Annotated in this window: 23 protein-coding genes; 15 read left to right on the forward strand and 8 right to left on the reverse strand. The window is 63.5% G+C overall.

Annotated features, from left to right (window positions below):
- The first annotated feature begins 60 nt into the window (after positions 1 to 60).
- Both AB3X99_RS16065 and AB3X99_RS16070 read left to right on the forward strand, forming a co-directional pair.
- Positions 61 to 2790, forward strand: coding sequence for a glucosidase (locus tag AB3X99_RS16065; RefSeq protein WP_069262172.1), 2730 nt, complete (start codon positions 61 to 63; stop codon positions 2788 to 2790).
- 201 nt (positions 2791 to 2991) lie between these two features.
- Positions 2992 to 4311: a tetratricopeptide repeat protein gene (locus AB3X99_RS16070; protein WP_368617482.1), complete on the forward strand. Its 1320-nt coding sequence runs from the start codon at positions 2992 to 2994 to the stop codon at positions 4309 to 4311.
- Here AB3X99_RS16070 and AB3X99_RS16075 read toward each other — a convergent pair.
- Positions 4302 to 4460 (reverse strand): hypothetical protein, encoded by a 159-nt coding sequence (locus AB3X99_RS16075; protein ID WP_368617483.1) that lies wholly within the window; start codon positions 4458 to 4460, stop codon positions 4302 to 4304. The two genes, AB3X99_RS16070 and AB3X99_RS16075, sit on opposite strands and share 10 nt — an antisense overlap.
- Between AB3X99_RS16075 and AB3X99_RS16080 the strand changes: the two genes are divergently transcribed.
- Both AB3X99_RS16080 and AB3X99_RS16085 read left to right on the forward strand, forming a co-directional pair.
- Positions 4459 to 5643 (forward strand): TIGR03118 family protein, encoded by a 1185-nt coding sequence (locus tag AB3X99_RS16080; RefSeq protein WP_368617484.1) that lies wholly within the window; start codon positions 4459 to 4461, stop codon positions 5641 to 5643. The genes AB3X99_RS16075 and AB3X99_RS16080 overlap by 2 nt on opposite strands.
- 158 nt (positions 5644 to 5801) lie before the next feature.
- The gene (locus tag AB3X99_RS16085; RefSeq protein WP_368617485.1) at positions 5802 to 7007 is read left to right on the forward strand and encodes an NAD(P)/FAD-dependent oxidoreductase; all 1206 of its coding nucleotides are present in this window, start codon (positions 5802 to 5804) and stop codon (positions 7005 to 7007) included.
- Between the two features lie 96 nt (positions 7008 to 7103).
- On the opposite strand, the gene AB3X99_RS16090 is transcribed toward AB3X99_RS16085, so the two are convergent.
- Positions 7104 to 7619, reverse strand: coding sequence for an Rrf2 family transcriptional regulator (locus tag AB3X99_RS16090; protein ID WP_069262168.1), 516 nt, complete (start codon positions 7617 to 7619; stop codon positions 7104 to 7106).
- Positions 7620 to 7853: 234 nt separating this feature from the next.
- On the opposite strand from AB3X99_RS16090, the gene AB3X99_RS16095 reads away from it, so the two are divergent.
- On the forward strand, positions 7854 to 8306 hold the full coding sequence (locus AB3X99_RS16095) for a BON domain-containing protein (protein WP_368617587.1): 453 nt from the start codon (positions 7854 to 7856) through the stop codon (positions 8304 to 8306).
- Positions 8307 to 8369: 63 nt separating this feature from the next.
- Here the strand turns inward: AB3X99_RS16095 and AB3X99_RS16100 are convergent, their stop codons facing one another.
- Positions 8370 to 8642, reverse strand: coding sequence for a hypothetical protein (locus tag AB3X99_RS16100; RefSeq protein WP_368603195.1), 273 nt, complete (start codon positions 8640 to 8642; stop codon positions 8370 to 8372).
- A gap of 423 nt (positions 8643 to 9065) precedes the next feature.
- On the opposite strand from AB3X99_RS16100, the gene AB3X99_RS16105 reads away from it, so the two are divergent.
- On the forward strand, positions 9066 to 9359 hold the full coding sequence (locus AB3X99_RS16105; protein WP_368603194.1) for a phasin family protein: 294 nt from the start codon (positions 9066 to 9068) through the stop codon (positions 9357 to 9359).
- A gap of 54 nt (positions 9360 to 9413) precedes the next feature.
- Positions 9414 to 9611 carry a hypothetical protein gene (locus AB3X99_RS16110; RefSeq protein ID WP_028204658.1) on the forward strand — a complete coding sequence of 66 codons (198 nt, stop codon included), beginning with the start codon at positions 9414 to 9416 and terminating at the stop codon, positions 9609 to 9611.
- Positions 9612 to 9669: 58 nt separating this feature from the next.
- Here the strand turns inward: AB3X99_RS16110 and AB3X99_RS16115 are convergent, their stop codons facing one another.
- On the reverse strand, positions 9670 to 9837 hold the full coding sequence (locus tag AB3X99_RS16115; protein WP_176732827.1) for a hypothetical protein: 168 nt from the start codon (positions 9835 to 9837) through the stop codon (positions 9670 to 9672).
- Positions 9838 to 10035: 198 nt separating this feature from the next.
- Between AB3X99_RS16115 and AB3X99_RS16120 the strand changes: the two genes are divergently transcribed.
- The 3 genes from AB3X99_RS16120 (at position 10036) to AB3X99_RS16130 (ending at position 11457) form a co-directional block, all read left to right on the forward strand.
- Positions 10036 to 10629, forward strand: a complete 594-nt coding sequence (locus AB3X99_RS16120; RefSeq protein ID WP_368617486.1) for a DnaJ domain-containing protein — start codon at positions 10036 to 10038, stop codon at positions 10627 to 10629.
- 83 nt (positions 10630 to 10712) lie between these two features.
- Positions 10713 to 11042, forward strand: coding sequence for a hypothetical protein (locus tag AB3X99_RS16125; RefSeq protein ID WP_069262163.1), 330 nt, complete (start codon positions 10713 to 10715; stop codon positions 11040 to 11042).
- A 118-nt stretch (positions 11043 to 11160) separates the two neighbouring features.
- Complete coding sequence (locus AB3X99_RS16130; protein ID WP_069262162.1) at positions 11161 to 11457, forward strand: H-NS histone family protein; 297 nt, start codon at positions 11161 to 11163, stop codon at positions 11455 to 11457.
- A 37-nt stretch (positions 11458 to 11494) separates the two neighbouring features.
- Here AB3X99_RS16130 and AB3X99_RS16135 read toward each other — a convergent pair whose 3' ends face one another.
- The 3 genes from AB3X99_RS16135 to AB3X99_RS16145 all read right to left on the reverse strand — a co-directional run bounded on the left by AB3X99_RS16135 (position 11495) and on the right by AB3X99_RS16145 (position 17280).
- Positions 11495 to 12256 carry a YoaK family protein gene (locus tag AB3X99_RS16135; RefSeq protein ID WP_069262161.1) on the reverse strand — a complete coding sequence of 254 codons (762 nt, stop codon included), beginning with the start codon at positions 12254 to 12256 and terminating at the stop codon, positions 11495 to 11497.
- A gap of 2215 nt (positions 12257 to 14471) precedes the next feature.
- Positions 14472 to 16388, reverse strand: coding sequence for an SMP-30/gluconolactonase/LRE family protein (locus tag AB3X99_RS16140; protein ID WP_368617487.1), 1917 nt, complete (start codon positions 16386 to 16388; stop codon positions 14472 to 14474).
- Between the two features lie 214 nt (positions 16389 to 16602).
- Entirely contained in the window at positions 16603 to 17280 is a 678-nt protein-coding gene (locus tag AB3X99_RS16145) for a TetR/AcrR family transcriptional regulator (RefSeq protein ID WP_256094511.1), read from the reverse strand.
- A 389-nt stretch (positions 17281 to 17669) separates the two neighbouring features.
- Between AB3X99_RS16145 and AB3X99_RS16150 the strand changes: the two genes are divergently transcribed.
- The 5 genes from AB3X99_RS16150 (at position 17670) to hydA (ending at position 24855) form a co-directional block, all read left to right on the forward strand.
- Complete coding sequence (locus tag AB3X99_RS16150) at positions 17670 to 18935, forward strand: Zn-dependent hydrolase (RefSeq protein WP_069262157.1); 1266 nt, start codon at positions 17670 to 17672, stop codon at positions 18933 to 18935.
- A gap of 121 nt (positions 18936 to 19056) precedes the next feature.
- A complete protein-coding gene (locus AB3X99_RS16155) occupies positions 19057 to 20451 on the forward strand; it encodes an NAD(P)-dependent oxidoreductase (protein WP_368617488.1) in 1395 nt (464 codons plus the stop codon).
- 62 nt (positions 20452 to 20513) lie between these two features.
- Complete coding sequence (preA, locus tag AB3X99_RS16160; RefSeq protein ID WP_368603189.1) at positions 20514 to 21791, forward strand: NAD-dependent dihydropyrimidine dehydrogenase subunit PreA; 1278 nt, start codon at positions 20514 to 20516, stop codon at positions 21789 to 21791.
- A gap of 59 nt (positions 21792 to 21850) precedes the next feature.
- The gene (locus AB3X99_RS16165; protein ID WP_069262154.1) at positions 21851 to 23353 is read left to right on the forward strand and encodes an NCS1 family nucleobase:cation symporter-1; all 1503 of its coding nucleotides are present in this window, start codon (positions 21851 to 21853) and stop codon (positions 23351 to 23353) included.
- A 44-nt stretch (positions 23354 to 23397) separates the two neighbouring features.
- The gene (hydA, locus tag AB3X99_RS16170; RefSeq protein ID WP_368617489.1) at positions 23398 to 24855 is read left to right on the forward strand and encodes a dihydropyrimidinase; all 1458 of its coding nucleotides are present in this window, start codon (positions 23398 to 23400) and stop codon (positions 24853 to 24855) included.
- 42 nt (positions 24856 to 24897) lie between these two features.
- On the opposite strand, the gene AB3X99_RS16175 is transcribed toward hydA, so the two are convergent.
- On the reverse strand, positions 24898 to 25752 hold the full coding sequence (locus tag AB3X99_RS16175) for a lipase family protein (RefSeq protein WP_368617490.1): 855 nt from the start codon (positions 25750 to 25752) through the stop codon (positions 24898 to 24900).
- Positions 25753 to 25757: the final 5 nt, after the last annotated feature.

Below are 25757 nucleotides of genomic sequence, written 5' to 3' on the forward strand. Positions count from 1 at the left end.
CGCGCTAGCATGGGAGATTCGCCGCGCCACGCTCCACCGTGGCGGCCCCAATTCAAGGAGATGCCCATGCTGCAGCGCGCCGCCGGCCTCATCCACACGGTTGAAGGTCAACGCCTGTACTCGGCCGATTACGCCCGCTGGCAGCGCTGGGGACCGTACCTCAGCGAGCGCCAGTGGGGCACCGTGCGCGAGGATTACAGCGAGCACGGCACCGCGTGGGATTATTTCCCGCATGACCACGCGCGCATGCGCGCCTATCGCTGGGGCGAAGACGGCCTGGCCGGATTCGGGGACGAGCGGCTGGACTGGTGTTGTTCGCTCGCGCTGTGGAACGGCCTCGACCCGATTTTGAAGGAGCGTCTGTTCGGTCTGACGAATCAGGAAGGCAATCATGGCGAGGACGTGAAGGAGCTGTACTTCTACCTCGACAGCACGCCGACGCATTCGTACATGCGCATGCTCTACAAGTACCCGCAGGCGGCGTTTCCCTACCAGGACCTGGTCGACGAAAACGCGCGGCGCGGCGCCGGCTTGCCCGAATATGAAATCCTCGACACGGGCGCATTCGATGATCAGCGTTATTTCGATGTGCAGATCGAATATGCCAAGCACACGCCGGAAGACATCGTTATGCGCGTGACAGTCGAGAACCGCGCCGGGCAGCACGCATCGATCGACGTGTTGCCGCAGTTCTGGGCGCGCAACACGTGGTCGTGGAAGGCCACAGGCAGCAAGCCGTCGCTCGCGCTCGTTTCGTCCGCCGAGGGCGAGCATGTCGTCGCGCACTGCGGCACGCACGAGCCGCTCGTCGTGACGGCTGCCGCACAAAGAGGCGAGCGCGTCGAGTGGCTGTTTTGCGAGAACGAGACCAACGTGAAGCGCCTGTTCGGCATGGACGGCGCCGGTCCATTCAAGGACGGCTTCGACGACTATGTCGTGCACGGCAATAACGACGCGATCCGGCGCGACGCGGGCACGAAGGCGGCCGCGCGCGTGCATCTCGAGATCGCGGCGCACGGGCGCGCGGTCGTCACGTTCCGCTGGCGTCCGCTATCCGCGCCGAAGGAGGACGTGGCGCTCGACATCGACGGCCTGTTCGCGCAGCGCATTGCCGAGGCGGATGCGTTTTACGACGCGCTGCAGCGCGACATCGAAAGTGCCGACGCGCGGCTGGTGCAGCGCCAGGCGCTGGCGGGCATGCTGTGGTCGAAGCAGTACTACCAGTACGACGTGAACCGCTGGATGACAGGCGACCCGCTGCAGCCGACACCGCCCGCCGCGCGCCAGCGCGGGCGCAACGCGGACTGGCGGCATCTATGCAACGCGGACATCCTCTCGATGCCGGACAAATGGGAGTATCCGTGGTACGCATCGTGGGACCTCGCGTTTCAGGCGGTCGCGTTCGCGCTGGTCGATCCGATGTTTGCAAAGAAGCAGATGCTGCTGCTCGTGAAAGACCGCTACCAGCATCCCAACGGCCAGTTGCCGGCCTACGAATGGGCATTCGGCGACGCGAATCCGCCCGTGCATGCGTGGGCGGCATGGCGCGTGTACGAGATCGATCGCGCGATCACCGGCAAGGCTGACCGGGATTTCCTCGAACTTGTCTTCCACAAGCTGCTGCTGAATTTTTCCTGGTGGGTGAACCGCAAGGATGCGGACGGCCACAACATCTTCCAGGGCGGCTTCCTGGGACTCGACAACGTCGGCATCTTCGACCGTTCGTCGCCGCTGCCGACAGGCGGACATCTCGATCAGGCGGACGGCACCGCATGGATGGCGGCCTACGCCCTGGACCTGATGCGCATCGCGCTCGAACTCGCGTTCGCGAACCATGTGTTCGTCGATATCGGCGTGAAGTTCTTCGAGCACTTCCTGTATATCGCGGGCGCGGTGAGTTGCGACGACGGCTGCGAGACGGGCCTGTGGGACAGCGTGGACGAGTTCTTCTACGACAAGCTGAGGCTGCCCGACGGCACCAGCGTGCCGCTGCGGATGCGCTCGATCGTCGGGCTGATTCCCTTCTTCGCGGTGCGCGTGCTGGAGGAGCGGGTACACGGCGGCCTGCCGGGGCTGCGCGAGCGGCTAGTCTTTTTCCTCCAGCACCGGCCGGATCTTGCCCGCCTCGTGTCGCGCTGGAACGAACCCGGCAAGGGCAATTCCTTGCTGCTCTCGCTATTGCGAGGGCACCGGATGAAAGCGCTGCTTCGGCGTATGCTCGACGAAGCCGAATTTCTCTCGGATCACGGCGTGCGTGCGCTCTCTCGCGCCCATCTCGACGAGCCTTTTGTTTACCGGCACAACAGCTGCGACTTCCGCGTCAGATACCTCCCCGCCGAATCGGACTCGCGCGTGTTCGGCGGCAATTCGAACTGGCGCGGCCCGGTGTGGATGCCGGTCAACTATCTGCTGATCGAGTCGCTGTATGAATTTCACCGCTACTACGGCGACGATTTTCGCGTCGAGTATCCGACCGGCTCGGGCAAGAAGCTTTCGCTCGCGCAGATCGCCGACGAGCTGGCGCGTCGCGTCACGACGCTCTTTCTGCTCGACCGCAACAACGAGCGCCCGGTGATGGGCGCTTACCCGCTGCTGCAGGCCGATCCGCGCTGCCGCGATCTCGTGCTGTTTCACGAGTACTTCCACGGCGACAACGGGCGCGGCGTCGGCGCATCGCACCAGACCGGCTGGACAGGCCTCGTCGCGCTGATGCTGCAGCCGCGCATGATGAGCCCCTCGGGCAACGTGCCCGTGGCGGGCGAGGTCGAAGACGCGGAGGCGGTGAAGTAAGCGCGCGTTCCCAGGTGTCCGGTGCGAACCGGCACTCCCCCTGTCGGAGCGTTGGCCCGGCGATAACACCTGCGACGCGCGAAATTCGCAAACATCGCCAAAACGCCCGGCAGTAAAGCGTTTGCGAGCGCTGGCATAGTCGATGCGTTCACGCCGATCGCCAGTTGGGCCCAGCCAACTGCAGCCGAATCGAGGTGCAACATGTCGAGCCTTCCGGATCGCAGACCCGCGGGTCTATCGCATGTGTTGTTTCTGATCGGGTTGATCAGCCGCTTGCCAGGAGTGGCGTGGCCTTTTGTGCTCCCCTGGATCATCCTGGTCCTGGCCGGTCCCTTTTGCTGGCTCGTCATCTCCGGCGCGCTCACCCAACATGTGCTGGTGCCTCCGGTGGAAACACCGAAAGCGCTGGCCGACACCGGCTATACCCCGGAATTCCTGGCAGAACGAATTCTTGCGGCGATGCGCGGAATCAGCAGCGACAGCGACGCGGTTCCGCACGATGTATCGCTGGCCGATAACGACAGCCCCGATATCAAGCTGCCCGGTGAGGACATGTCCTATGCTTCGATCGTCGGCTTTCTGAAATCGACGCTGTTCAGGAACAAGCAGGACGTGGTCGTCCATATCGGCATTACACATGTGAACGGCAGCGCAGATGCCTATGTCGCGCATATTCAGATCGAAAACGGGCCATTCAACGCCATGCACGACGACGTTGCGTTCACCGGTACTGATTTCAACCAGTCGATGCGGGACATCGCGATCGAGGTCATGCGGCTCGTCGAACCGAATACGCTCGCGAGCCATGTCTTCGCAGCGGTGCAAAAGACACGGTGTTCGCCGGGCCAATGTGACTACAGCGAGGTCGAAGCCATCTATGACGATGTCCTCGGCCGGCCGGGCTCCATGCAACACCAGTGGGCGCTCGCTGGAAAAGGCTGGCTGCTGCTGCGGCAAAACCGCTCCGAGGAGGCGGAGCAGCAGTCGCGCGACGCGCTGTTGCTGTATCCGCACTCGGCCGTCTTGCGGGCGAATCTCGGCATTGCGCTCGAGCAGGAGCGGAGAATCGACGCCGCGATCGAGGAGCTTCGTGCAGGCGCTCACGAGCGGTGGAGTACCGCAGAGAACCAGCGCTTGCTCGGCGACGTCCTGTTGCACGCGCACCGGTATGCCGAAGCCCTCAGCGCGTTCCATCGCGCAGATGAAATGCACCGCGACGATGTGAACATCCTGCACGACTGGGGCGAGGCGCTCATCGACAACGGACAATACGATGCGGCGATCGTCAAACTGGCGCACGCGGTGGAACTTCGTCCCGATTTCGCGCCCTCGTATGAACTGTGGGGGCAGGCGCTGGAAGGCGAAGGCGATTTCTCTCATGCCGCGCAAAAGTATGCCGAAGCGGACAAGCGCGACAGCGGCGCGCTGACGCCGCACGAGAAGCAACTTGCCATGCTCGGTACGCCGCGCAGATTGCCGCCGGTATCGGCAAGTTTGCAGGCACCGGATCGTCACGCATAGCGCTCGTTGCCCGCCGCGGATTTTTCGCTAGCTAGTTCAGTCATTACGATCGCCCGCGGAACAAGCCCCGTTTCTTCGCTGGAATAAACGCCGCGTCCTCCTCGTTCTTTGTCCGTTAGCCCTTTGGACTGAACGAGGAGTGCGGTCATGAAGTCTCTACTCGCCGTATTCGGCGTCGTAGCATGTGGCGCGGCCATCGCGACGCTCGTGTCGTGTGGCGGCAGTTCCGGTTCCAGCTCGGGCTCCAGCAGTGCGAGCGTGCCCGTCCCGTCGACGTTCACGGCGACGGCGCTCGTTTCCGATGGTGCGGTGGCGGCCGCGCACATCGACGGGAATCTGAAGAATCCGTGGGGTGTCGCCTTCAATCCGAATGGCTTTGCCTGGGTCGCGGACAACGGCACCAATGTCGCAACGCTCTATGACGGCAACGGCGTGCCGCAATCGCTGATCGTCGCGATACCCAACGGCAAGAACGGCACGGCATCACCCACGGGCATCGTCTTCAACGGCACACAAAGCTTTACCGTGACGGAAAACGGCAAGTCAGGCCTCGCGGCGTTCATCTTCGCGGGCGAGGGCGGCACCATCACCGCGTGGGCGCCGGCGGTCGGGCCAACCAACGCATTCGTCATGTACGACGACGGCACGGGCGGCGCAGTGTACAAGGGGCTCGCGCTCGCGACGATGAACAACGCGAACTTCCTCTACGCGACCGACTTCCATAACAACAAGATCGACGTCTTCAATACCTCATTCAACAAGGTGACGATGCCGGGCGGCTTCACGGACCCGGCGATGCCGGCCGGCTTCGCGCCGTTCGGCATCCAGGCGATCGGCTCGAATCTGTTCGTCACCTATGCGATGCAGGACGCGGCGAAGCACGACGATGTCGCAGGCGCGGGGCTCGGCATGGTCGACATGTACGACACGGCCGGTAACCTGAAGCAGCGCTTCGCGACGGGCAGTCCGCTCGACGCGCCATGGGGCATTGCACAAGCGCCCGCGAACTTCGGCTCGATGAGCGGCGCGATTCTGATCGGCAATTTCGGTAATGGCGCGATCAACGCGTTCAATGCATCGAACGGCCAGTCGATGGGGCCGCTCAACGGTTCGAACGGCAATGCACTTGTTGAGCCAGGCGTGTGGGGCATTGCGTTCGGCAACGACCTCGGCAATCAGCCTTCCAATACGCTGTTTTTCGCGGCGGGGCCGAATGACGAAGCCGATGGCGTGTATGGAAGAATCGATCTGAATGCGACTTCGAACCCAGCCACGACCACGGGCACGGGTACCGGCACAAGCACGGGAGCAGGGACGGGCATGGGCATGTAGCGCCCGGCCACACGGCATCGTTGTCTGATTCGTCAATAGTGCGTCCCCAAAAGGGGGCTTGCGCGATTAAACTACGACTCATAGAATCCGAGTTATGCGTAGCGCGGGCGCGACGCGAGTCCACCGATATCACGTATCCCTGCATTGGAGAGCCACACATGTCGAAGCGTATTCTTGTTATTGGGGCCGGCTTCGCCGGCATGTGGAGCGCGCTGAGCGCGGCGCGGCTGCTCGATCAGCAGGGGCGTACGGACGTGGAGATCACGCTGGTCGCTCCAGACCCGCATCTGCATGTCCGTCCGCGCCTGTACGAAGAAGGCCCCGCGAACTTCCGGGCGCCGCTCACAGAGATCTTCGATGCGACTGGCGTCAAGTTCATCCAGGGCACGGTGGAGCGCGTTTACGTGGAGCGCCGCGCCGTGGATCTGACCGATGTCGATGGCCGGTCCTCTACGCTCGGCTACGACCGCCTCGTGCTGGCTACTGGCAGCCGGCTGTTCCGCCCGTCGATCCCGGGCCTGGCCGATCACACCTTCAGCGTGGATCAGACCGACGAGGCGGTCGAACTGCAAGCGCACATCCGCAGTCTGGCCAGCCAGCCGGACACGCCCGCGCGCAATACCGTGGTGGTGGCGGGCGGCGGATTCACCGGCATCGAGACGGCCGCGGAAATGCCGGCACGCCTGCGCGCGGCGCTGGGCGAGCAGGTGAACGTGAAGGTGATCATCGTCGAGCGTAACGATGCGATCGGCCCCGACCTGGGCGCGGGCCCGCGTCCCGTTATCGAAGAGGCGCTGGGTTCGCTCGGCGTGACCTCGAAGCTAGGTTCGGGTGTGGCTTCAGTAGATGCCGCCGGCGTCACGACAACGGACGGCCAGCGTATCGAATCGCACACGGTGATCTGGACGGCCGGGCTGCGCGCGAGCGCGTTGACCGCGCAGATTCCGGGCCGCCTCGACGCCTTGGGGCGTCTGCATGTCGATCGCAATCTAGCGGTGGAGGGCGTGCCCGGTGTCTACGCGACGGGCGACGTCGCCCGCGCAGCCACCGACCACGAAGGCAATCACACGATGATGTCGTGCCAGCATGCGATGAACCTGGGGCGCTCGGCAGGCCACAACGTGGCCGCCGATCTGCTCGGCCTCGCTCTGATTCCGTATAGCCAGCCGAAGTACGTGACCTGTCTGGATCTGGGCCCGTGGGGCGCGGTCTACACGGAAGGTTGGGAGCGCGAAGTGAAGTTGCAGGGCGCCGAGGCGAAGAAGCTCAAGCACCAGATCAACTCCGAATGGATCTATCCGCCTCGCGCGGACCGCGAGCAAGCGCTCGCCGCCGCAGATCCGCTGCGCATCGTGGTTGCCTGACCCTTCAGGATAACGACGGATCTGATTGGACGCGGAAGCCTCGATGGAGGCTCCGCGTTTTTTTGCATGCTGGAAGGGCTCGCAACGCGACGGTCGTTACCCGCGCCGATTGGCAGCGCGCTCGGTGAACCAGTCGACCACGTGATGGTGGTAGCTGGCAGGCGCCTTGGAATACGCGCGGGTGGCGAGATCGGCAAGCGAGTGTTGCTTGAGCTCCGCGCGCATGGCGCGCTCGGCGCCCTGCATCACGGCATGGATCGAGCAGGTGCCGCGTGTGGCCCATGCGGGCGGCTCGTCGTCGAAAACGGCACATTGCCGGCGTACTTCGCGACAGTCGAAGAGCGCTTTGTCGCCGTCGATGGCGTCGACGACATCCAGCACCGAAATATTGCGCGCGGGTTTCGCGAGTCTGAAGCCGCCGCGTATGCCTTCGGTCGACTCGACGATGCCGGCTTTGGCGAGGCGCGTGAAGAGCTTGGCCGCGTAATCGACGGGCACGCCCTGCATTTCCGCCAGGTCGCGTACGCTCGCCTCGCGCACGCCGGCGGACGTGCCGGCAAGATAGAGCAGGCAATGCAGCCCGTATTCGACGCCGGTGCTGATGTGTGACATGGTTATACGACGACTTTTCATATCGGAGTTGTTAGGGTAGCGCAGTGCGGCGCCGAAGTCATCCGCTGCATCAGCGTGTGCGCTCGGGCAGGCATCGCGGCGGGCCAGGCCATCGTGAACGCGACGCATGACTTCCTGTGCGAACATACGCTCAGAGGTGGCGCTTTTCCTCGGTTGACTCGACCCGATGGAGGCAGCATGAACAGAAACGGTGCGAATGGAACGATCGGCGCGATGGTGTTCGTGGCTATCGCGAGCTGCGCTGCCAATGCGAACGCGCAAACCGGCGTGAGCGAGCCGGCCGGTGCGGCCGTGCAAAGAGTCTCGGCATCGACGCCCGGAAGCCGGCCGGATACCTCAGTGGTGCGTGACGTTCGCCGTGCCATCAGGCGCGTGCCGGATCTCGACGATTCAGACATTCACATTCGGGTCAGCCATGGCGTCGTCACGCTCTCGGGCACAGTCCCGGAGACCTGGCAGATCTCGCGCGCGGGCAATGCGGCGAGGCCGGTGCTGGGCGTGACGGCCGTGAGGAACCGGTTGACGGCCCAGAAGGGGACGCCGCGGCCAGCGAGTAGTGCCCCGCCCGCGCTTCCACCCGAGGCCACGCCCTTGGAAGGCGACTCCCGATCTGTCCTTCCCCATGCGAACGCTCCCCGGAGCCAGTTCAAACTTGCCTTGCGCTGACGCAAAATACTGTATAAATTCACAGTATGTGTTTACGTCCAGTAGGAGCGTCGCATGGAATCGCTAATTCGCATTGTGAATGACGAAGACCGTCAGGCGTTTGAATGGCTGGTGGCAAATGTAGGGGCGGATCGGGTCGCCGCTGCGACGCGGCGACTTGCTGGCGGGGGGAAGCGGCCGTTCGTTTCCGCGCTGTGCCGATACCTCGGTGCATGGCCACCTGCTGCGCGTCGTGCCCGCAAGGTCGAGCCGGTTCATACGGCCGTTGGCGATCTGCATCTGGCGCGCATACGCGAACTGCTTGCGCAACGCAATGCGGTGAAAGTCGCCGCGCATTGATATTCCCGCTCCCGTTGTTTGAGGGCGCAACAGCGCCGCACTCACAATCGCGCTTGCGATGAATCCTCATCGCAAGCCGTATCTTGTTTGACGTCTTTCGTCATCTGACTGCTCGAAACCTGTGGTTCGTCTGTTCTTGTCTGACCGGCCGAGATCCAGGCTGACAAGTCAACGGTTTGCAAGCCTGTTCGACCCTTGCCGCCGCCGTACTGCGGTTCAGCGCATCTGCGTAATGAATTGGGGAAACTCCTGACTCAACTAGCATTCATGAGACGGATTTAACAAAGTTAGAATCAAGGCTCTAGTTCGACTCCGGCATTCACTTCCGCATGGGCAATGCCAATTGCGTTGAAAAGCCATACATCAATCGCGGTCGATGCAGACATAACGATTAATGAAATGCGCAGAGGTTAAATTAGTATGTCTAATCAAAAATTCGCGGCGGCGGGAAGCGAATCGTGGGCCGTAAAGTTGACTACGTTGACCGGTCATCTATTCGATGGTGTTTGTGAACTCTCACGCCTGAATCTCGCGACTTGCAGGTCGATATTCGCTGGTTCGCAACAGCACTTCGAAGGCATGTTGTCCGTCCAGACGCCCGAGCAATTCGTCCGCAACCAGGTCGAGCTATTGCCGTGGGTTGCTTCACAGGCGGCCGGGTACACGCGCGCATGCATGGACATCGCTTCGGAGACTGCGGCGAAACTGCGGTAGCTCGCAGTCGCGAAGAAGCGTGATCAAAACAGGATCAAGCGGGAGGGAAATAACATGTTGAGCCCCCACGAACTTGCCACGTTGATGCTGATAAAGAATGCACCAGGGCGGATCGAGCCCGACCGGGAGGAACTCGGTGCGCTTCGCGATCTGCACCTCGTCATCGTCGATACGCCCGAATCCGGCTTCCCTACGCCCCGCGTGACGCCTCAAGGCGATGCGCTCCTGAGAGCGGTCGCCCGAGTGCGCTGATTGGCGGTCGAGACCGCATAGTCTGTCACACGGACGGGCTATATTCAGAGTGCGTTGCTCACAATTGGGTTGCGATCCGCATGGATCCGAGGAGGCTGACGTGGACCAGTCCTGGCTGGGTATGGCTGCCGGCACGATCGTGCTCGTAATAGCCGCAGTTGGTGTCGCCGCTCACTATCGGCGCGAACGGCGCAGGGCCGATTTGCTGCGCAATCTCGATCACCACGAGTGGTGTCGCTGGACCCGGGTTCGACGCTGAGAACCCGGGTGCTGCGCGCTGGCGGCGCGGGCGGATTTCGATATCCGCGGCTCGTTTGCTTAGGACAATTGATCGGTTGCCGGCTGGCGATCGTCATCGCACACGCGGTGCGTCCGCGGACGACATGCTACGATCGACCGCATCTCACTTCCATTTGTGCGAGCCATGGCGACGTTGTATGACTTGCTGGGCGTAAGCGACGACGCGAGCGACGCGGACATCAAGCGGGCCTACCGCAGGGCCGCGATGAAAGCGCATCCCGACCGTAATATGGGACGCGAAGCCGCTGCGCATGCGCAGTTCCAGGAGATCAAGGAGGCTTACGCGATTCTTTCCGATCCGGCGCAGCGCAGCGTCTATGACGCAGTCTATGCCAAGGAGATGGGGCGTATGGCCCGCGAGCGGGAAGAAGAGGCGCGCTTGCAGGAGGCGGCGCGTCAGGAGGCCTATGCGCGGCACGTGAGCGTGGCCATGCGCTTCGCGGAGCAGGGCTACAACCGCGACGTCGTATTCGGCGCACTGCTCGCCAGTGATTGCGATTCCCAACTCGCCGGGCGCATTGCCGACGGCGCTATCGCACTGCACCTGTCGCGTCAGGCGGGCAGCGCCGCGCCGCGCAATGCCGGCGCGCCGGAAGAAGCCGTGCCACCGTCTTCATCGCACGGCGCAGGCGACGAGGAATCGCAAAAGTCCGACGATCGTCGTCACGCGAACCTCTTTAGTGCGATCTGGCACGGTATGTTCGGGTTACATCCCTGAACGTGTGCCGCTGTTAAAATGCGCCGAACAGGCAGGAGCGGGGGTACGATAGTGATCGACATACTACTCAGCGTGGCCACCCTATGACTTCGAATTCACATGCCGCCCGCGATGTCGACACAGAGGCATTGGCAACCTTGTCCGAGTACCTGGAAATTGCACTCGACAAGGGAGGAAGCCTGATTCTCGTTCGAACGCCTGGCGGGAAAAGCGAGGTCTATCTGGGCGATCCCGCGCTGCTGCCGGAAGACTGGGCGCACCTCGGCGCGATTCCGGAGCCGGTGGCTCGCGCGATACTGGAAGGCACGCGCTCCGGGCTCAACGAACTGACTATCCAGGCGCAAAGCTATCGTTTCGTGCGGTTGTTCGCCCAGGTTGCCGATGCGGGGGCAATTGTCTTCGTCACGGCCTGAGCGATCTGCTGCGTGAGTTTGCTGTCGCTGCCGCGAATGCCTTGCGATCACGTTGGAAGGCGGTGTGAGCGAAAGCCACTATGATTAGCGAATGGTGTCCACGCGCAGGAGACGATTCGTGGCAACGTACAAGGAACTGAAGGCGCAACTCGCGGAACTCGAGCGTCAGGCGACCGTCGCCCGTCAGCAGGAGTTCGAGACGGTTCTCGCCGATATCCGCGCAAAGGTGGCCGAATTCGGGTACACGCAGCAGGACATATTTGGGAGTCGTCGCGGCAGGTCGGGGCTTTCGCATAGCGCGGCGCCCCCGAAATATCGCGATCCCGCAAGCGGTGCGACCTGGTCCGGCAGAGGACGCGCGCCGAACTGGATCAAGGACGCGAAGAATCGCGACAGGTTTCTGATAAGCGAATGAATTGCCCGGTATCTGCCGCCGGCGACCGACGTATTCCTCAAAAAAGGTCGCGCAGTGGCAGGCGGCGCAAATCGTCGGTAACCGGGACGCTCGCGAGAATCACCAGCACCATCGACAAGGGAACGCCCGCAGCAAATCCAAAATACCGGAAAGCCACTGCGCCCAGCGTTCCGCCAAGCAAAAACATGCCGAGCAGGGAGCCGAGTACGCGTACCCGCTGCATGTCCGCCGCCACGTGATGCGACGCCGAGGACGGCACGCCCCAGTTCCAGTAGAGCGCCTTCCCAAGTTCGATTCCCAGATCTGTCACGATGCCGGTCACATGCGTCGTGCGGATTTCGGCGTGCGAGATTTTCGTGATCATGGCGTTCTGCACGCCCATGATGTAACAGAGCACGGCCACCGTCAGCGGCACGAAGAGAACGCGATGGATGCCGAGATTCGCGCCGAGCGCGGCGAAGCAAAGGAGCAGGGCGGCTTCGAGCAGGAGCGGCAGCGCGTAGACGCTGCGCGCGCAACGGCGGCGCCCCCAGTTGATCAGAATGGCGGACGTCGCGGCGCCACTCGCAAAGGCAAGGATGGAACTGATGGCGGACAACGCGATGCCGCTATCGCCAAGCGCGGTGCTGTCGGCAAGCGACGAGACGATGCCCGACATATGCGACGTGTATTGCCCAACGGCGAGGAAACCGCCGGCATTGATGGCGCCTGCGACCCAGGCCAGTGCACGGCCAAGCCGCAGGTTGGCCTGCTCGGTGCGTTCGACAGAGGTGAAACTGCGCAGATAGTGAATGGGCACGACGGCGTTCCGGGCTACGAGCGTCGAAACGCACAGTGTACGACGCGGACCGATTGCACGGCCCAACGCCATCTGGCGTTTGGGGTGCGGTCGTTTGCCGCAGGGCTCGCCACGTTGTCATGAATTCGTGTAATCCGCTTGCATAGGCCTTTTTTGCGCGAGCCCCGGGTCTCGATCGAGCGTCGGCAAGGTCGAACGGGCGGCAATCCACGGTGCGCAGGCCGGTGAGGTCGTTCAGGTTTGCGCTTTGGGCATCGTCTGGACGATCAATCTGTAAAGATCGTTGAAATTGTCCTCGGTCTCCAGACTCTCGAACCGGATCGCGGTTCGCGCCGAACGCCTCGTCGATCTCCACCCCGTCCCATACGGTCAAATAACGTTGCGCGCCGGGCAGGATGACGGACGCTTCCAGGTGCCGGTGATCGGCGTAGAAGTCGGCGTAGCCGTACCGGCTCGGGGAATTCGTTGATGTAGTAGGGCATCGCCCGCAGCAGCATCGCGCTGCTTGGGCCGAAGCCGGACGCCATGCCGTCGACCACGGCACGGCGATTCGTCACCGTGCCGATACCCATGCGAACTGTCCCGGGAGAGCATGAATACGATCAAGGCGTGCTCGTCGGCGTCAGGATCGGTGGTTCGTACCCGCCTGTGTCTACCGCGAAGCCCGCTTTGGTCGTGCCGCCTACGCCCGGCGAGCCAGAGTGGTTCGCAGCCCCAGCAGGACCGGCGCCGTGGCGCGCGCCGCTGCCCGTGCCGGACACGCCTGGCGGACCGTAATCGTTCGCAACCGGCTCGGCAGCCGGCCTTGCGACGGAAACCGGAGGTGGACGCGGTACGCTCTGCGGCGGCGCGTAGTTCGCAACCGGCGCATTGGGTGCCGGGGAGGTTGTGCCTCGGATCGACGTAGTCACACTCGGTGGCGGGGCATTGTCGGTCCTGGCTGGAGTGGGTATCACCAACGCATTCGGACGATAATCCGAATAGGGCGCGTGCGGCGGTGGGTTATATGCATTGGTAACCGGCGCGTTGACGATCGGCGCCGGCGGAGGAGGCGGCACGATTTCGACCATGGCCGTCGCCGCACTCATGCGTGGTGAGCCGCGGCCCAAAGGTCCACCCGGGCCGCCTGCGCTTGCGCTACCTGAAGAGCTACCCGCACTCGAGCTACCGCCGCCTGCGCCGGCGCTACTTCCGCCGGCGCTACTGCCACCGGAACTACTGCCACCGGAACTACTGCCACCGGAACTACTGCCACCGGAACTACTGCCACCGGAACTGCCTGCGCCGGAACTGCCTGCGCCGGAACTGCCTGCACCGGAGCTCCCTGCACCGGAACTGCCTGCACCGGAACTACTACCTGCACCGGAACTACCTGCACCGGAACTGCCTGCACCGGAACTGCCTGCACCGGAACCACCTGCACCGGAACCACCTGCACCGGAACCACCTGCACCGGAACCACCTGCACCGGAGCTGCCTGAGCCCGAACTCGAACCAGAGCCTGAACTTGACCCAGAGCCCGAGCCCGAACCCGAACCTGACCCGGACCCAGAGCCGTGGCCACCGCCCGCACCAGCACCGGCTCCTGCGCCACCGCCGTTGCCGCCGCCGTTGCCTCCACCATTACCGCCGCCGTTTCCCCCGCCATTACCGCCGGCCGCACCATAAGCCGCACCCGACAGGGCCAAAGCGAGCACCCATACCACGGTCTGCTTCGTTGATCGGTTCATCGTTCCCCCTATTTCTCGTGCAAGCCACTTAAAACGCCCGACTTGCCCGCGCAAAACCGCTCCGCGCGTTGTTCAACAGGCGCGCAAGCGATGTACCTCGACGCGCTCCCCCGGTGCGTGTCGTCGGCATGGTTCAGAAGAACTATCTTCGTTGCGACTTCGCTTCTCATTAGCGGAACGCAATGATGTATCGCTGCAGAATACGGCGATTAGAAAGCTGCGCCTTCGCTGACTTGATTCGCATGACGAATCAATACCATTCATAGGCCTTGAAGACTCGGTAAACGACGTCGCCTGTAGGTGGATTGTCCGGGCTGGCAGCTGGGATGGGCCAGGTTGGCGAAGAAATGCTAGCGAATGGCGTTGGTTCGGCCAAACAAAGCGCTTTCAATAAACGCTTTCAATGAAGCGAGAAGTCGGCTGCGCGCGGACCAGAGCGGGTCGTAAGACCGTGCAACCACGCTAATTGCGTTCCAGAACAGGCGTTACGGGTGCCAGCGATAGACCACGACGCTCGATCCGTTGTAGTTGTCTTTCGTGACGACGTACTCGCCGGTCGAGCGCAGGTACGCGCGAATGCCATACATCGAATCCACGTCGTTGCCGACATCCATCGCCGTCGGGTTCGAGTTCGTCAATGTCGTGACGAGACTGCCGCTGTTCAGGTCGAACACGTCGATATTCGGCACCGTATGCACGTAGCCGACGAACAGGTAGTGGCCCGCTGCCGCGATCGATTTCGGATTCGCGCTCGTGAGATCGATCACCGGGCTCGGCGCGCTCGTGTTGCCCGCTTTCCAGCCGTGATAGATCTCGATGTGCCCGTTCATGGCTGTCCAGTCCCAGCTTCCCGCAACGCCCTGCGCGAGGATCATCGTGTCGCTGTCCGACTGATAAATGATGCGCGTGAGCGGGCGCACGGTTCGCGGGATCTGGATCGTGCTGGCGGCGCCCCATGATGGCTTGCCGTTCGCGTCGAAGCCGGTCAGCGGGTAATGGTAGATCTGGTTGGTTCGGTCGAGCCCGGCCCAGACGTCGCCATTGCCGTCGATCGCGAAGCCGCCCGTCACCTTCGTATTCGTATTGAACGCCTTGCCGGGAATGGACCCGTCGGGAATGGCAATGTACCCGCTCGACGGCTGGAAATGAAAGAAGTTGAAGGTGTCGGGATTCTGCCCGGAGGCGACGAGAATGCGGTTGCCGCCCACCACCACGAGTTGCCCGAACAACTGGCCGCGCTGATAGTCGTTCATGTTCAGGCGCGGGTCGGCCGGCCAGCTGAACGGATCGATCGTATTCGCTACGAACGCGCCGCCTGCTGTACCCGTGTAGATGGTGTTCCCGCTGTAGAAGTCCGCGCCATCGGTTGCCGGGTCGGGCGCCGCGATCGCCTCGAAATTGAGCGCTTGCAAAGTCCACTGCAGCGTACCCGATGAGTTGTACGAATGAATGTCGGTGCTGCCGTTGCGACCGAGATCCCAGTCGCCGCCCCATGCGTTATTGAGCACATACAGATTGCCCGCTGCATCCTTGCCGATACCGACGACGCGCGTGAAGCGCTTGTCGCCGACCTGCCCCTTGATGCCCGTCGTGGTGTCCAGATAGCCGCCCTGCACGCCGAGCGTGCCGACCAGCGCCGGCATGCCGGTCAGGGCATAACACTTGATGTTCATGTCGGGCCCCTCGTCGCCAACCAGTAGCCGGTTCGTCGGTGCGTCGAAATAGAGTGCAGAGGGCCGGGCGCCAGCGGCCATCTGGATCGTGCTCATCGGCGTGCCGGCTGGGCTGAACTGTGCGACTACACCTGCGTTTTCGCGCGCGACCCAGACGTTGCCTGCACCGTCGATTGCGAGTGCGCCGGGTTGCTGGACGCCGATGTCGCGCTGCCAGACGCCGTCGGTCGTGTAGACCCGCACGCGGTTGCCGTAGTAGTCGCTGGCGTAGAGGAGTGTGCCCGCTGTCGCAAGACCGGTAATCACATCCGCGTTCTGGATGCCGGTCCAGGTGCTCACGGCAATGCGAAGCTCGCGCGTGTTCGAGCTTCGGTTGTAGCGGCCTACCGATCCGCTGCCGTACGCCCGGCTATAACCGAGCGCGACGAAGATCGACGTCGCGTTGCCCGTGATCGCACTGCCCTGGAACTCGTCGTGCGCGCCGATGGTGCCGAGCGTTGCGCCGTTCTGATAGCGCGCGACCCCGCCCGCGTTTTCGTCCCAGCGCGATGACGTATAGATGACACCCTCGGGCGCGACCCACATCGAGCGCGCGCCGTTACCGACGTGTGCGACGAGCGTGCCAAAGCTGTTGGCGAGCCAGTCGGTCGTGTATTGCGCATGACTGGCGGGCGCAATGGCGGCGACGAAAAGACCCAGCCATGCTGCGCGAATCCGGTTGTTGAACATGCGCTGGGCTTCCCATAAACATCGCGCCGCGATGGCGTGAATCGCGGCGCATAAAGTGACCGATGTAGAAGCTACGCCGCAATCGGGAGGTCGTGCTGTGTGAGCGCGTGTACCTGTTGATGCAAGGCGGCACGATCAGCAAAGGACGCGTTGCGTCATGTCGTGATTCCATGCTCCATCGGAGCCACGCAACGGCACACCGTTGCCGCTTCGCTCAATGCCCAGGCGAGCGCGCGCCGCTCGCGCGCAAAATCAACCGCACCACTTCCTCGGTACTCGCTTCGAACCCCGCCGATGACAGCGCGCGCTTGCCCGAGAGCGCGCGAATTTGCGCCTCGAAATCGGCATAGTGCTGCGTGGTCGCCCAGATCATGAAAAGCAGCGTCTTCGGATCGACGGGGGCGAGCAAGCCTTCGGCAATCCAGCGATCGATCAGCTTCACGCGCGTTTCCATCCACGGCTTCACACGTTTGAGCAGGATGTCCTGCATATGCGTCGCGCCGCTGATGATCTCGTTCGCCCACACTTTCGACCCGAGCGGTCTGCGCCGCGAGAGTTCCATCTTCGCGCGTACATAGCCGCCAATGGCCTCCACCGGATCGTCGCTCGCATCGAACGTGTTGGCGGCCGCGTTCCATTCCTCGAACAGATCATCGAGCACGCGCCAGTAGAGCGCGAGCTTGGTGGGGAAGTAGTAGTGCAGATTCGCCTTCGGCAGGCCCGCGCGCTCCGCGATCAGCGCCGTGCTTGCGCCTTCGAAGCCTCGCTCGGCGAACACGGCCTCCGCGCAGGCGAGCAGATGCGCTTCGTTCGACTCGCGAATGGCGGCTTTGCGTCGGCGCGGCTTGTGCGTTGCGTCAGCGGCTTCCCGTTCGTGAGCCGTGCCGCGCATCGCGTGAGTCGCGGCTTGCGTGGTGGGTTCGTCGTCGCGCATGATGGTCAGTCCGTTCAGTAGGGAAGAGGCGGCGCACGGCTGCCGCGCCCATGTCGGCTTCATTGTAGTCACGATGTAAGCGCCTCGTGCATTCACCGCTCTCGGGGAAAACGCGCGGAGTGCTGGCGCGTTTTTCGCGCACTGCAGCATCGATGGCACGCTTCTCGCTGGTAACACCGCATTGAATTCGCGAAGTTTATCGTCTACAACCTGTCCAATCGGACAGGATTCGCGGGGCGAGGTTTTGGGAGTCGCGATGCGCCAATCGAGCGTGCACCGCCATGGCGCTTCTCGCCCCAGAAGGTGGCAAGAATGCACGTTTGACGAACACGGACAGGAGGACACGCATGAACGCAGTAAGCGAAGCCGCGCTGACGACCGCGATTCACGTGAACGGCCAGCGTTTGTGGGACAGCCTGATGGAGATGGCGAAAATCGGTGCCACGCCCAAGGGCGGCGTGTGCCGTCTCGCGCTCACCGATCTCGACAAGACAGGGCGCGATCTCATCGTCCAATGGGCGAAAGAGGCCGGCTGCACGGTGAGCGTCGACCAGATGGGCAACGTGTTCATGCGCCGGGCGGGGCGCAACAACGACCTGCCGCCGGTGATGACCGGTTCGCACGCCGACTCCCAGCCCACGGGCGGGCGCTTCGACGGCATCTACGGCGTGCTGGGCGGCCTCGAGGTAATCCGCTCGCTCAACGATCACGGCATTCAAACCGAGCGCCCCGTCGAAACCGTGATCTGGACCAACGAGGAAGGCTCGCGTTTCGCGCCGGCCATGGTCGCCTCCGGCGTGTTCGCGGGCGTCTTTACGCTCGACTACGGCCTCTCACGCAAGGATATCGATGGCAAGACCATCGGCGAGGAGCTGCAGCGCATCGGCTATGCAGGTGAACTGCCGTGCGGCGGCCGCAAGATACACGCGGCGTTCGAACTGCATATCGAACAGGGGCCGATACTCGAAGCCGAAAATAAAACGATCGGCGTCGTCACGGACGCGCAGGGCCAGCGCTGGTACGAGGTCGTGCTCACGGGGCAGGAGGCGCACGCGGGTCCGACGCCCATGCCGCGCCGCCGCGACGCACTGCTGGGCGCCTCGCGTGTCGTGCAACTCGTGAACGAAATTGGCCTGCGCCACGCGCCGCTGGCCTGCGCGACGGTCGGCATGATGCAGGTGCATCCGAATTCGCGCAACGTAATTCCGGGCCGCGTGTTCTTTACCATCGATTTCCGCCATCCCCAGGACGACGTGCTCGCGCAGATGGACGCCGAGCTGCGCGAAGGAATCGAAAGGATTGCAGAACAAGGCAAGCTCGAAACGCAGCTCGAGCAGATTTTCTATTACGCGCCGGTGCCGTTCGACAAGGCCTGCGTGAACTCCGTGCGCGCGGCGGCGGAGCGCTTTGGGTACTCGAACCGCGAGATCGTTTCGGGCGCGGGCCACGACGCGTGCTATCTCGCGACGGTCGCGCCGACTTCGATGGTGTTCGTGCCATGCATCGACGGCATCAGTCACAACGAGGTCGAGGACGCGACGATCGAATGGATCGAGGCGGGCGCGAACGTGCTGTTGCACGCCATGCTCGAACGCGCGAGCGAACCCGGCTGACGCCGTTGACGCCGACGCAAGCGGCCTGAGAGCCGCGCTCTTTCACGCTTTCCCCACGTACCGGCTGCGCGAGCCATGCACAGCCGGCGGACCCGTGTTTTGCCGCGCAAGGAGCATCCGGATGTCCCAGCCCAACTCGAATGCCGCCGACGGCATCGCGCCTGGCCGCCTCACGGCCGAACAACTCGGCTGCAACTTTGCCGACGTCGCGCCGCCGCTCTCGCCCAACGCAGCCGTCATTGCCGCCGACCGCTGCCACTATTGTTACGACGCGCCCTGCGTTGCGGCTTGTCCGACCGGCATCGACATTCCGGGCTTTATCCGCAAGATCGGCAACGGCAATCTCAAGGGCGCGGCGCGCGACATATTGAGCGCGAATCCTCTGGGTGGCACGTGCGCGCGCGTGTGCCCGACCGAAATTCTCTGCGAAGGCGCGTGCGTCCGGAATCATCAGGATGGCGAACCGGTTAGGATCGGCGCTCTTCAGCGCCATGCCACCGACTTTCAGATGGCGCGCGAAGCCGCTGGTGCGCCGCCGCTCTTCAAACGCGCGAGTGAGACGGGACGGCGCGTTGCCGTGGTCGGGGCCGGACCGGCGGGGCTCGCCTGCGCGCATACGCTTGCGCTCGCGGGGCATCGCGTGAGCGTGTTCGACGCGGGCGAGAAGCCGGGCGGCCTCAACGAATACGGCATCGCGGCGTACAAGGTCGTCGACGATTTCGCGCAGCGCGAGGTGCAATGGCTGCTTTCCATCGGTGGGATCGAAATACGTCAGGGCCAGCGGCTTGGCCGCGACATCACGCTTACGGAATTGCGAGCCGCGTATGACGCCGTGTTCATCGGCGTGGGACTCGGCGGCACGCAAGCGCTTGCCAGTGAAGGCGAAGCGCTCGACGGCGTGCGCGACGCTGTGGAATTTATCGCACGCCTGCGCGAAGCCGACGATCTTTCCACGCTTGCGGTGGGCCGCAAGGTGGTGGTGATCGGCGGCGGTAATACGGCCATCGACGCCGCTGTGCAAAGCCGCAAGCTGGGCGCGGAGCAAGTGATGCTTGCGTATCGCCGCGGCGCGGCGCAGATGAGCGCCACCTGGGCCGAGCAGGAATTCGCACGCGCACAGGGTGTGGTGCTGGTCGAATGGATGAAGCCGCTGCGCATCACTGGCGACACCCGCGTGCAGGCTGTGGAGTTCGAGCGCACGGCGCTCGATGCGGGCGGCGCGTTGCGCGGCACCGGCGAAATCGTGCGTGTGGAAGCCGACATGGTCCTGAAAGCCATTGGCCAAAAGCTCTTGCCCGAAGGCCTGGTTGGCCTCGACGCCCTGCAACTTACTGCAGGCGGCGCGCGTATTGCCGTGGATGCAGACGGTGCGACCTCCATCGAAGGCGTCTTCGCGGGCGGCGACTGTGCGGGCCATGGCGCAACCGATCTCACCGTGCAGGCCGTGCAGGACGGCAAGCTCGCCGCGCGTGCAATCGACCGCTATCTCGCGAATCAGTCCGCCAGAGCCGCTTGAACTACGCAGTTCGATCCAGCCGAACGACACACCGAATCCAGACAATACGAAGGAGTCGCATCATGGCCGACCTGGGCTGCACGATTGCCGGCATTGAATCGCCGAACCCATTCTGGCTCGCCTCCGCGCCGCCGACCGACAAGGCCTATAACGTCAACCGCGCCTTCGAGGCGGGTTGGGGCGGCGTGGTCTGGAAGACACTCGGGCTCGACCCGCACGTGGTGAACGTGAGCTCGCGCTATGGCGCCACCACGTGGCGCGGCCAGCGCATTGCGGGGTTGAACAACATCGAGCTCATTACCGACCGCCCGCTCGACGTGAACCTTAAGGAAATCGCGCAGGTGAAACGCGACTGGCCAGACCGGGCGCTCATCGTCTCGCTGATGGTGCCGTGCACCGAGCAGGACTGGAAGTGGATCTTGCCGCAGGTGGAAGATACCGGCGCCGATGCGGTGGAGCTCAATTTCGGCTGCCCGCATGGCATGAGCGAGCGCGGCATGGGCGCGGCCGTGGGGCAGGTGCCCGAATACATCGAAATGGTCACGCGCTGGGTGAAGGAGGGCACGCGCCTGCCTTGCCTCGTGAAACTCACGCCCAACGTGACCGACATACGCCACGGCGCGCGCGCGGCGATGAAGGGCGGCGCGGACGGCGTCTCGCTCATCAATACGATCAACTCGATCGTGGGTGTCGATCTCGACGTGATGGCGCCGCTGCCGACTGTGGATGGAAAAGGCACGCACGGCGGCTACTGCGGCCCCGCGGCGAAGCCCATTGCGCTGCACATGGTCGCGGAAATCGCGCGCGACCCGCAAACGCACGGCTTGCCCATCTCCGGCATCGGCGGCATTTCCGACTGGCGCGACGCCGCCGAATTCATCGTTCTGGGCGCGGGGAGCGTGCAGGTTTGCACCGCCGCGATGCACTACGGATTCCGAATCGTCAGCGATATGATCGACGGCCTCTCCAACTGGATGGACGACAAGGGCTACGCGAATCTCGACGCCATTCGCGGCCGCGCCGTGCCCAACGTCACCGACTGGCAGTACCTGAACCTGAACTACGACATCAAGGCGCGCATCGATCAGGACCGCTGCATCCAGTGCGGTCTCTGCCATATCGCCTGCGAGGACACCTCGCATCAGGCCATCACCGCAATGCGCGACGGCAAGCGTCACTTCGAGGTGGTCGACGCCAACTGCGTCGGGTGCAATTTATGCATGCACGTCTGCCCGGTCGACCAATGCATCACGATGGAGCGCGTCGACTCGGGCCGCTACGCGAACTGGACCACGCATCCCAACAACCCGGCGCGCGTGGCCGATCCGAAAGCCGCCTGACCCATTGAAACAGAACTGAACCGAACCAGACCAACGACAAGTCACGGAGAACTGCAACCATGAGTCAGCCATTGACAGGCGACGCCAGCGCGCGCCGCGCCGAAAGCGAGTTATACAACGACGATCTCGCGCCAACCGGCGCAGCGCAGCGCACGTGGCGCTGGTATCACTTCGGGGCGCTCTGGGTGGGCATGGTGATGAACATCGCCTCGTACATGCTCGCGGCCGGACTCACCGAGCAGGGCATGTCGCCATGGCAGTCCGTGCTCACGGTGCTGCTCGGCAATCTCATCGTGCTCGTGCCGATGCTGCTGATCGGCCACGCAGGCACGAAATACGGCATCCCCTACGCGGTGCTGGTGCGTTCCTCGTTCGGCACGCAAGGCGCGAAGCTGCCCGCCATGCTGCGCGCCATCGTGGCGTGCGGCTGGTACGGTATCCAGTCGTGGCTCGGTGGCAGTGCCATCTATACGCTCGCCAATATCCTCACGCACAACGCACTGGTGGGCGACGCGCTGCCGTTTCTCGGCATCTCGATCGGCCAGGGCGCGTGCTTCCTCGTGTTCTGGGTGCTGCAACTCTATTTCATCCTGCACGGCACCGACTCGATCCGCTGGCTCGAAAGCTGGTCCGCGCCCATCAAGGTCGTGATGTGCGTGGTGCTCGTGTGGTGGGCCTGCTCGAAGGCGGGCGGCGTGGGTTCGATGCTCTCGCAGCCTTCCCAGTTTGCCGCTGGCGGCAAGAAGGCAGGTCTCTTCTGGGCGACGTTCTGGCCGAGCCTCACGGCCATGGTGGGCTTCTGGGCCACGCTCGCGCTCAACATTCCCGACTTCACGCGCTTCGCGAAAACGCAAAAGGACCAGTTCGTCGGGCAGGCCATCGGTCTGCCCATTCCGATGGCGCTGCTTTCGGTGGTCTCGGTCGTCGTGACTTCGGCCACGGTGGTGATCTACGGTAAGGCGATCTGGGACCCCATCGATCTCACGAGCCGCATGGAAGGCGTGGGCGTGGGCATCGCGCTCGTCATCCTCACGCTCGACACGATGTGCTGCAATCTCGCCGCGAATCTCGTCGGTCCTGCTTATGATTTTTCGAGCCTCTGGCCGAAGGCCATCTCGTACAAGGCGGGTGGGCTCATCACCGCGGGTATTGCCATCGTGATGATGCCGTGGAAGATTCTCGCCACCACTCAGGGCTACATTTTCACCTGGCTCGTTGGCTATTCGGCGCTGCTCGGACCCGTGGCGGGCATTCTCATCGTCGATTACTTCCTCGTTCGCGGCACGCGCCTGAATACGGCTGAGCTATTCGAAGAGAACGGCGAATACGCCTACTCGAACGGCTGGAATATGGCGGCCGTCATCGCGCTGGTCCTGGGTGTGCTGCCCAATCTGCCGGGCTTTCTCAACACCGCATTTCCGAGTGTGTTTCCGTCCGTGCCCGACGCGTTCAAAAGCATTTACACCTATGCGTGGTTCGTGGGGCTCGCGATTGCGGCGCTCGTCTACGGCGTGATGATGAAGCTCGGCAAGAGCCGGCGACCGAGCGTGGCGAGCGCGTGAGTCGTGGCAGCGTGAATTCGTTCAACTGAAGGAGACTGGGCATCATGGCGATCCTGATTCGAGGCGGCACCGTCGTCAATGCGGACAAGAGCTGGCGGGCGGACGTGCTCTGCGAAAACGGCGTGATCCAGACCGTGGGCGAAAACCTCGACGCGCCCACGGGCGCGACCGTGGTCGACGCAGGCGGCCAGTATGTGATGCCGGGCGGCATCGACCCGCATACGCACATGGAGCTGCCGTTCATGGGCACGACGGCGAGCGACGACTTCTACACGGGCACGGCGGCGGGCCTCGCGGGCGGCACGACGTCGATCATCGATTTCGTGATTCCCAACCCGAAGCAGCCGCTCATGGATGCGTTTCGCGAGTGGCGCGGCTGGGCCGAAAAAGCCGCCGCCGACTATGGCTTCCACGTGGCGGTCACGTGGTGGGACGACAGCGTGCATCGCGACATGGGCCTGCTCGTGAACGAACACGGCGTGTCGAGCTTCAAGCACTTCATGGCGTACAAGAACGCCATCATGGCCGACGATGAGATCCTCGTGAACAGCTTTGCGCGTTCGCTCGAACTGGGCGCGCTGCCTACTGTGCATGCCGAGAATGGCGAGCTCGTCTTTCAGTTGCAGCGGCAACTGCTCGCGCGTGGCTTCACGGGACCCGAGGCGCATCCGCTCTCAAGGCCGCCCGAAGTCGAAGGCGAGGCGGCGAACCGCGCAATTCGCATTGCGCAGGTGCTGGGCGTACCGGTGTACATCGTGCATGTCTCGGCGAAAGACGCGCTCGAAGCCATTGCCCGCGCGCGCAGCGAAGGGCAACGCGTGTTCGGCGAGGTGCTCGCCGGCCATCTGGTGATCGACGAGTCCGTGTATCGCGACCCGGACTGGACGCGCGCCGCCGCCCATGTGATGAGCCCGCCGTTCCGCACGAAAGAACATCGCGACGCGCTCTGGCGCGGGCTGCAAGGCGGGCTGCTGCACACCACGGCGACCGACCACTGCGTGTTCTGTGCTTCGCAGAAGGCAATGGGCCGCAACGATTTCACGAGGATTCCGAACGGATGCGGCGGCGTGGAGGATCGCATGGCCGTGCTGTGGGATCAGGGCGTGAACACGGGCCGGCTCACGCCGAACGAGTTCGTGCGGGTGACCTCCACGAACGCCGCGCAGATCTTCAATCTGTATCCGCGCAAGGGCACGGTGGCTGTCGGCGCCGATGCCGACCTCGTCGTGTGGGACCCGCAGGCCACGCGCACGATCTCGGTGAAGACCCATCATCAGAACGTCGACTTCAACGTCTTCGAAGGCATGACGGTGCGGGGCGTCCCCACGCATACGGTCTCGCAGGGCGAACTCGTGTGGGCCAACGGCGATCTGCGGGCGCGGCGCGGTGCCGGGCGTTACCTGAAGCGGCCTGCGAATCCCGGCTATCTGCAGGCGTCGCGGCTTGCGAAGAGCTTGAAGGAGACGCAGCCGGTGCATCGGGAGGGGGATGCGGCCAGTTAGGCGAGAGGGCTCGGTTAGTCTGATCGACGGCAGCGTGCCGTTTCAGGGGACCAGACTTCTCACGTAGTTGATCGGGGCGTGATCCGCGAGGTCACGCACCATGACGTCACCGATGCGCCACGCGTATTGGAGCAGATAGTCCTCCCGGGCGGCGGCGCGGTCCGCTTGCACGAAAGCATCGTCGGCGTGCGGAGCCACTTTGCCTTCGTGCGTGATGTAGTTCGACACTCCCGCGTGAACGTATCCTCCAATGGGCGGTGGCAAGTCGGTGACGAGATCGCAGCAGTCGACATAGCGCCTGATGCCGACCGGGCCAAGGGTGGCGACAAACGTCGCGTCGCCTACGCGTGGCGAACCGAATGTCACGAGGGCGTTGGGCGTGCAAAGGCTGGCAAAGAGCGTCGCGATGGCCGCACCGAGGCTATGACCTGTCAAGATGAGCTGTCTTCTCGTCGGCGCGGTCTCGTTCAACCAGTTGCCGACTGCTTCGCGCAAGCCGCGGGCGGCGCCTGCAAATCCAGCATGAACCTGACCGGCGCTTTCCGTCCACTTTGTCATGCTGATTTCCAGGTCTGTTGCGATATCGGTGAGTGACTGCGGTTCCGTTCCCCGGAACGCGAGCACGGCGAGGCCATCGGAGCGCCTCACGGCGCCGAAGCCATGCGTGTCGTCATCGGCATTGTTGAAGGGAACAGCGCTTTCGAAACCCACGAGGGCGAGCGCTTGTTCGAGCCGCTGAAGTTCAGCGCCGCCTTGTTCGTAGCGTATATAGGCAAGCCGCGCGAACTCCGCGCACAGCCCGTCGATTTCGTAGTTGCTACCGGCAGTGAACACTGTAGGCCTGAGCTGCGGTGAGTTGAGCGCGTCGCGTGATGGGTCGTAGGGGATAGAGCACATGTGCA

Source organism: Paraburkholderia sp. BR10882 (genome assembly GCF_040948855.1).
Taxonomy (GTDB): domain Bacteria; phylum Pseudomonadota; class Gammaproteobacteria; order Burkholderiales; family Burkholderiaceae; genus Paraburkholderia; species Paraburkholderia nodosa_A.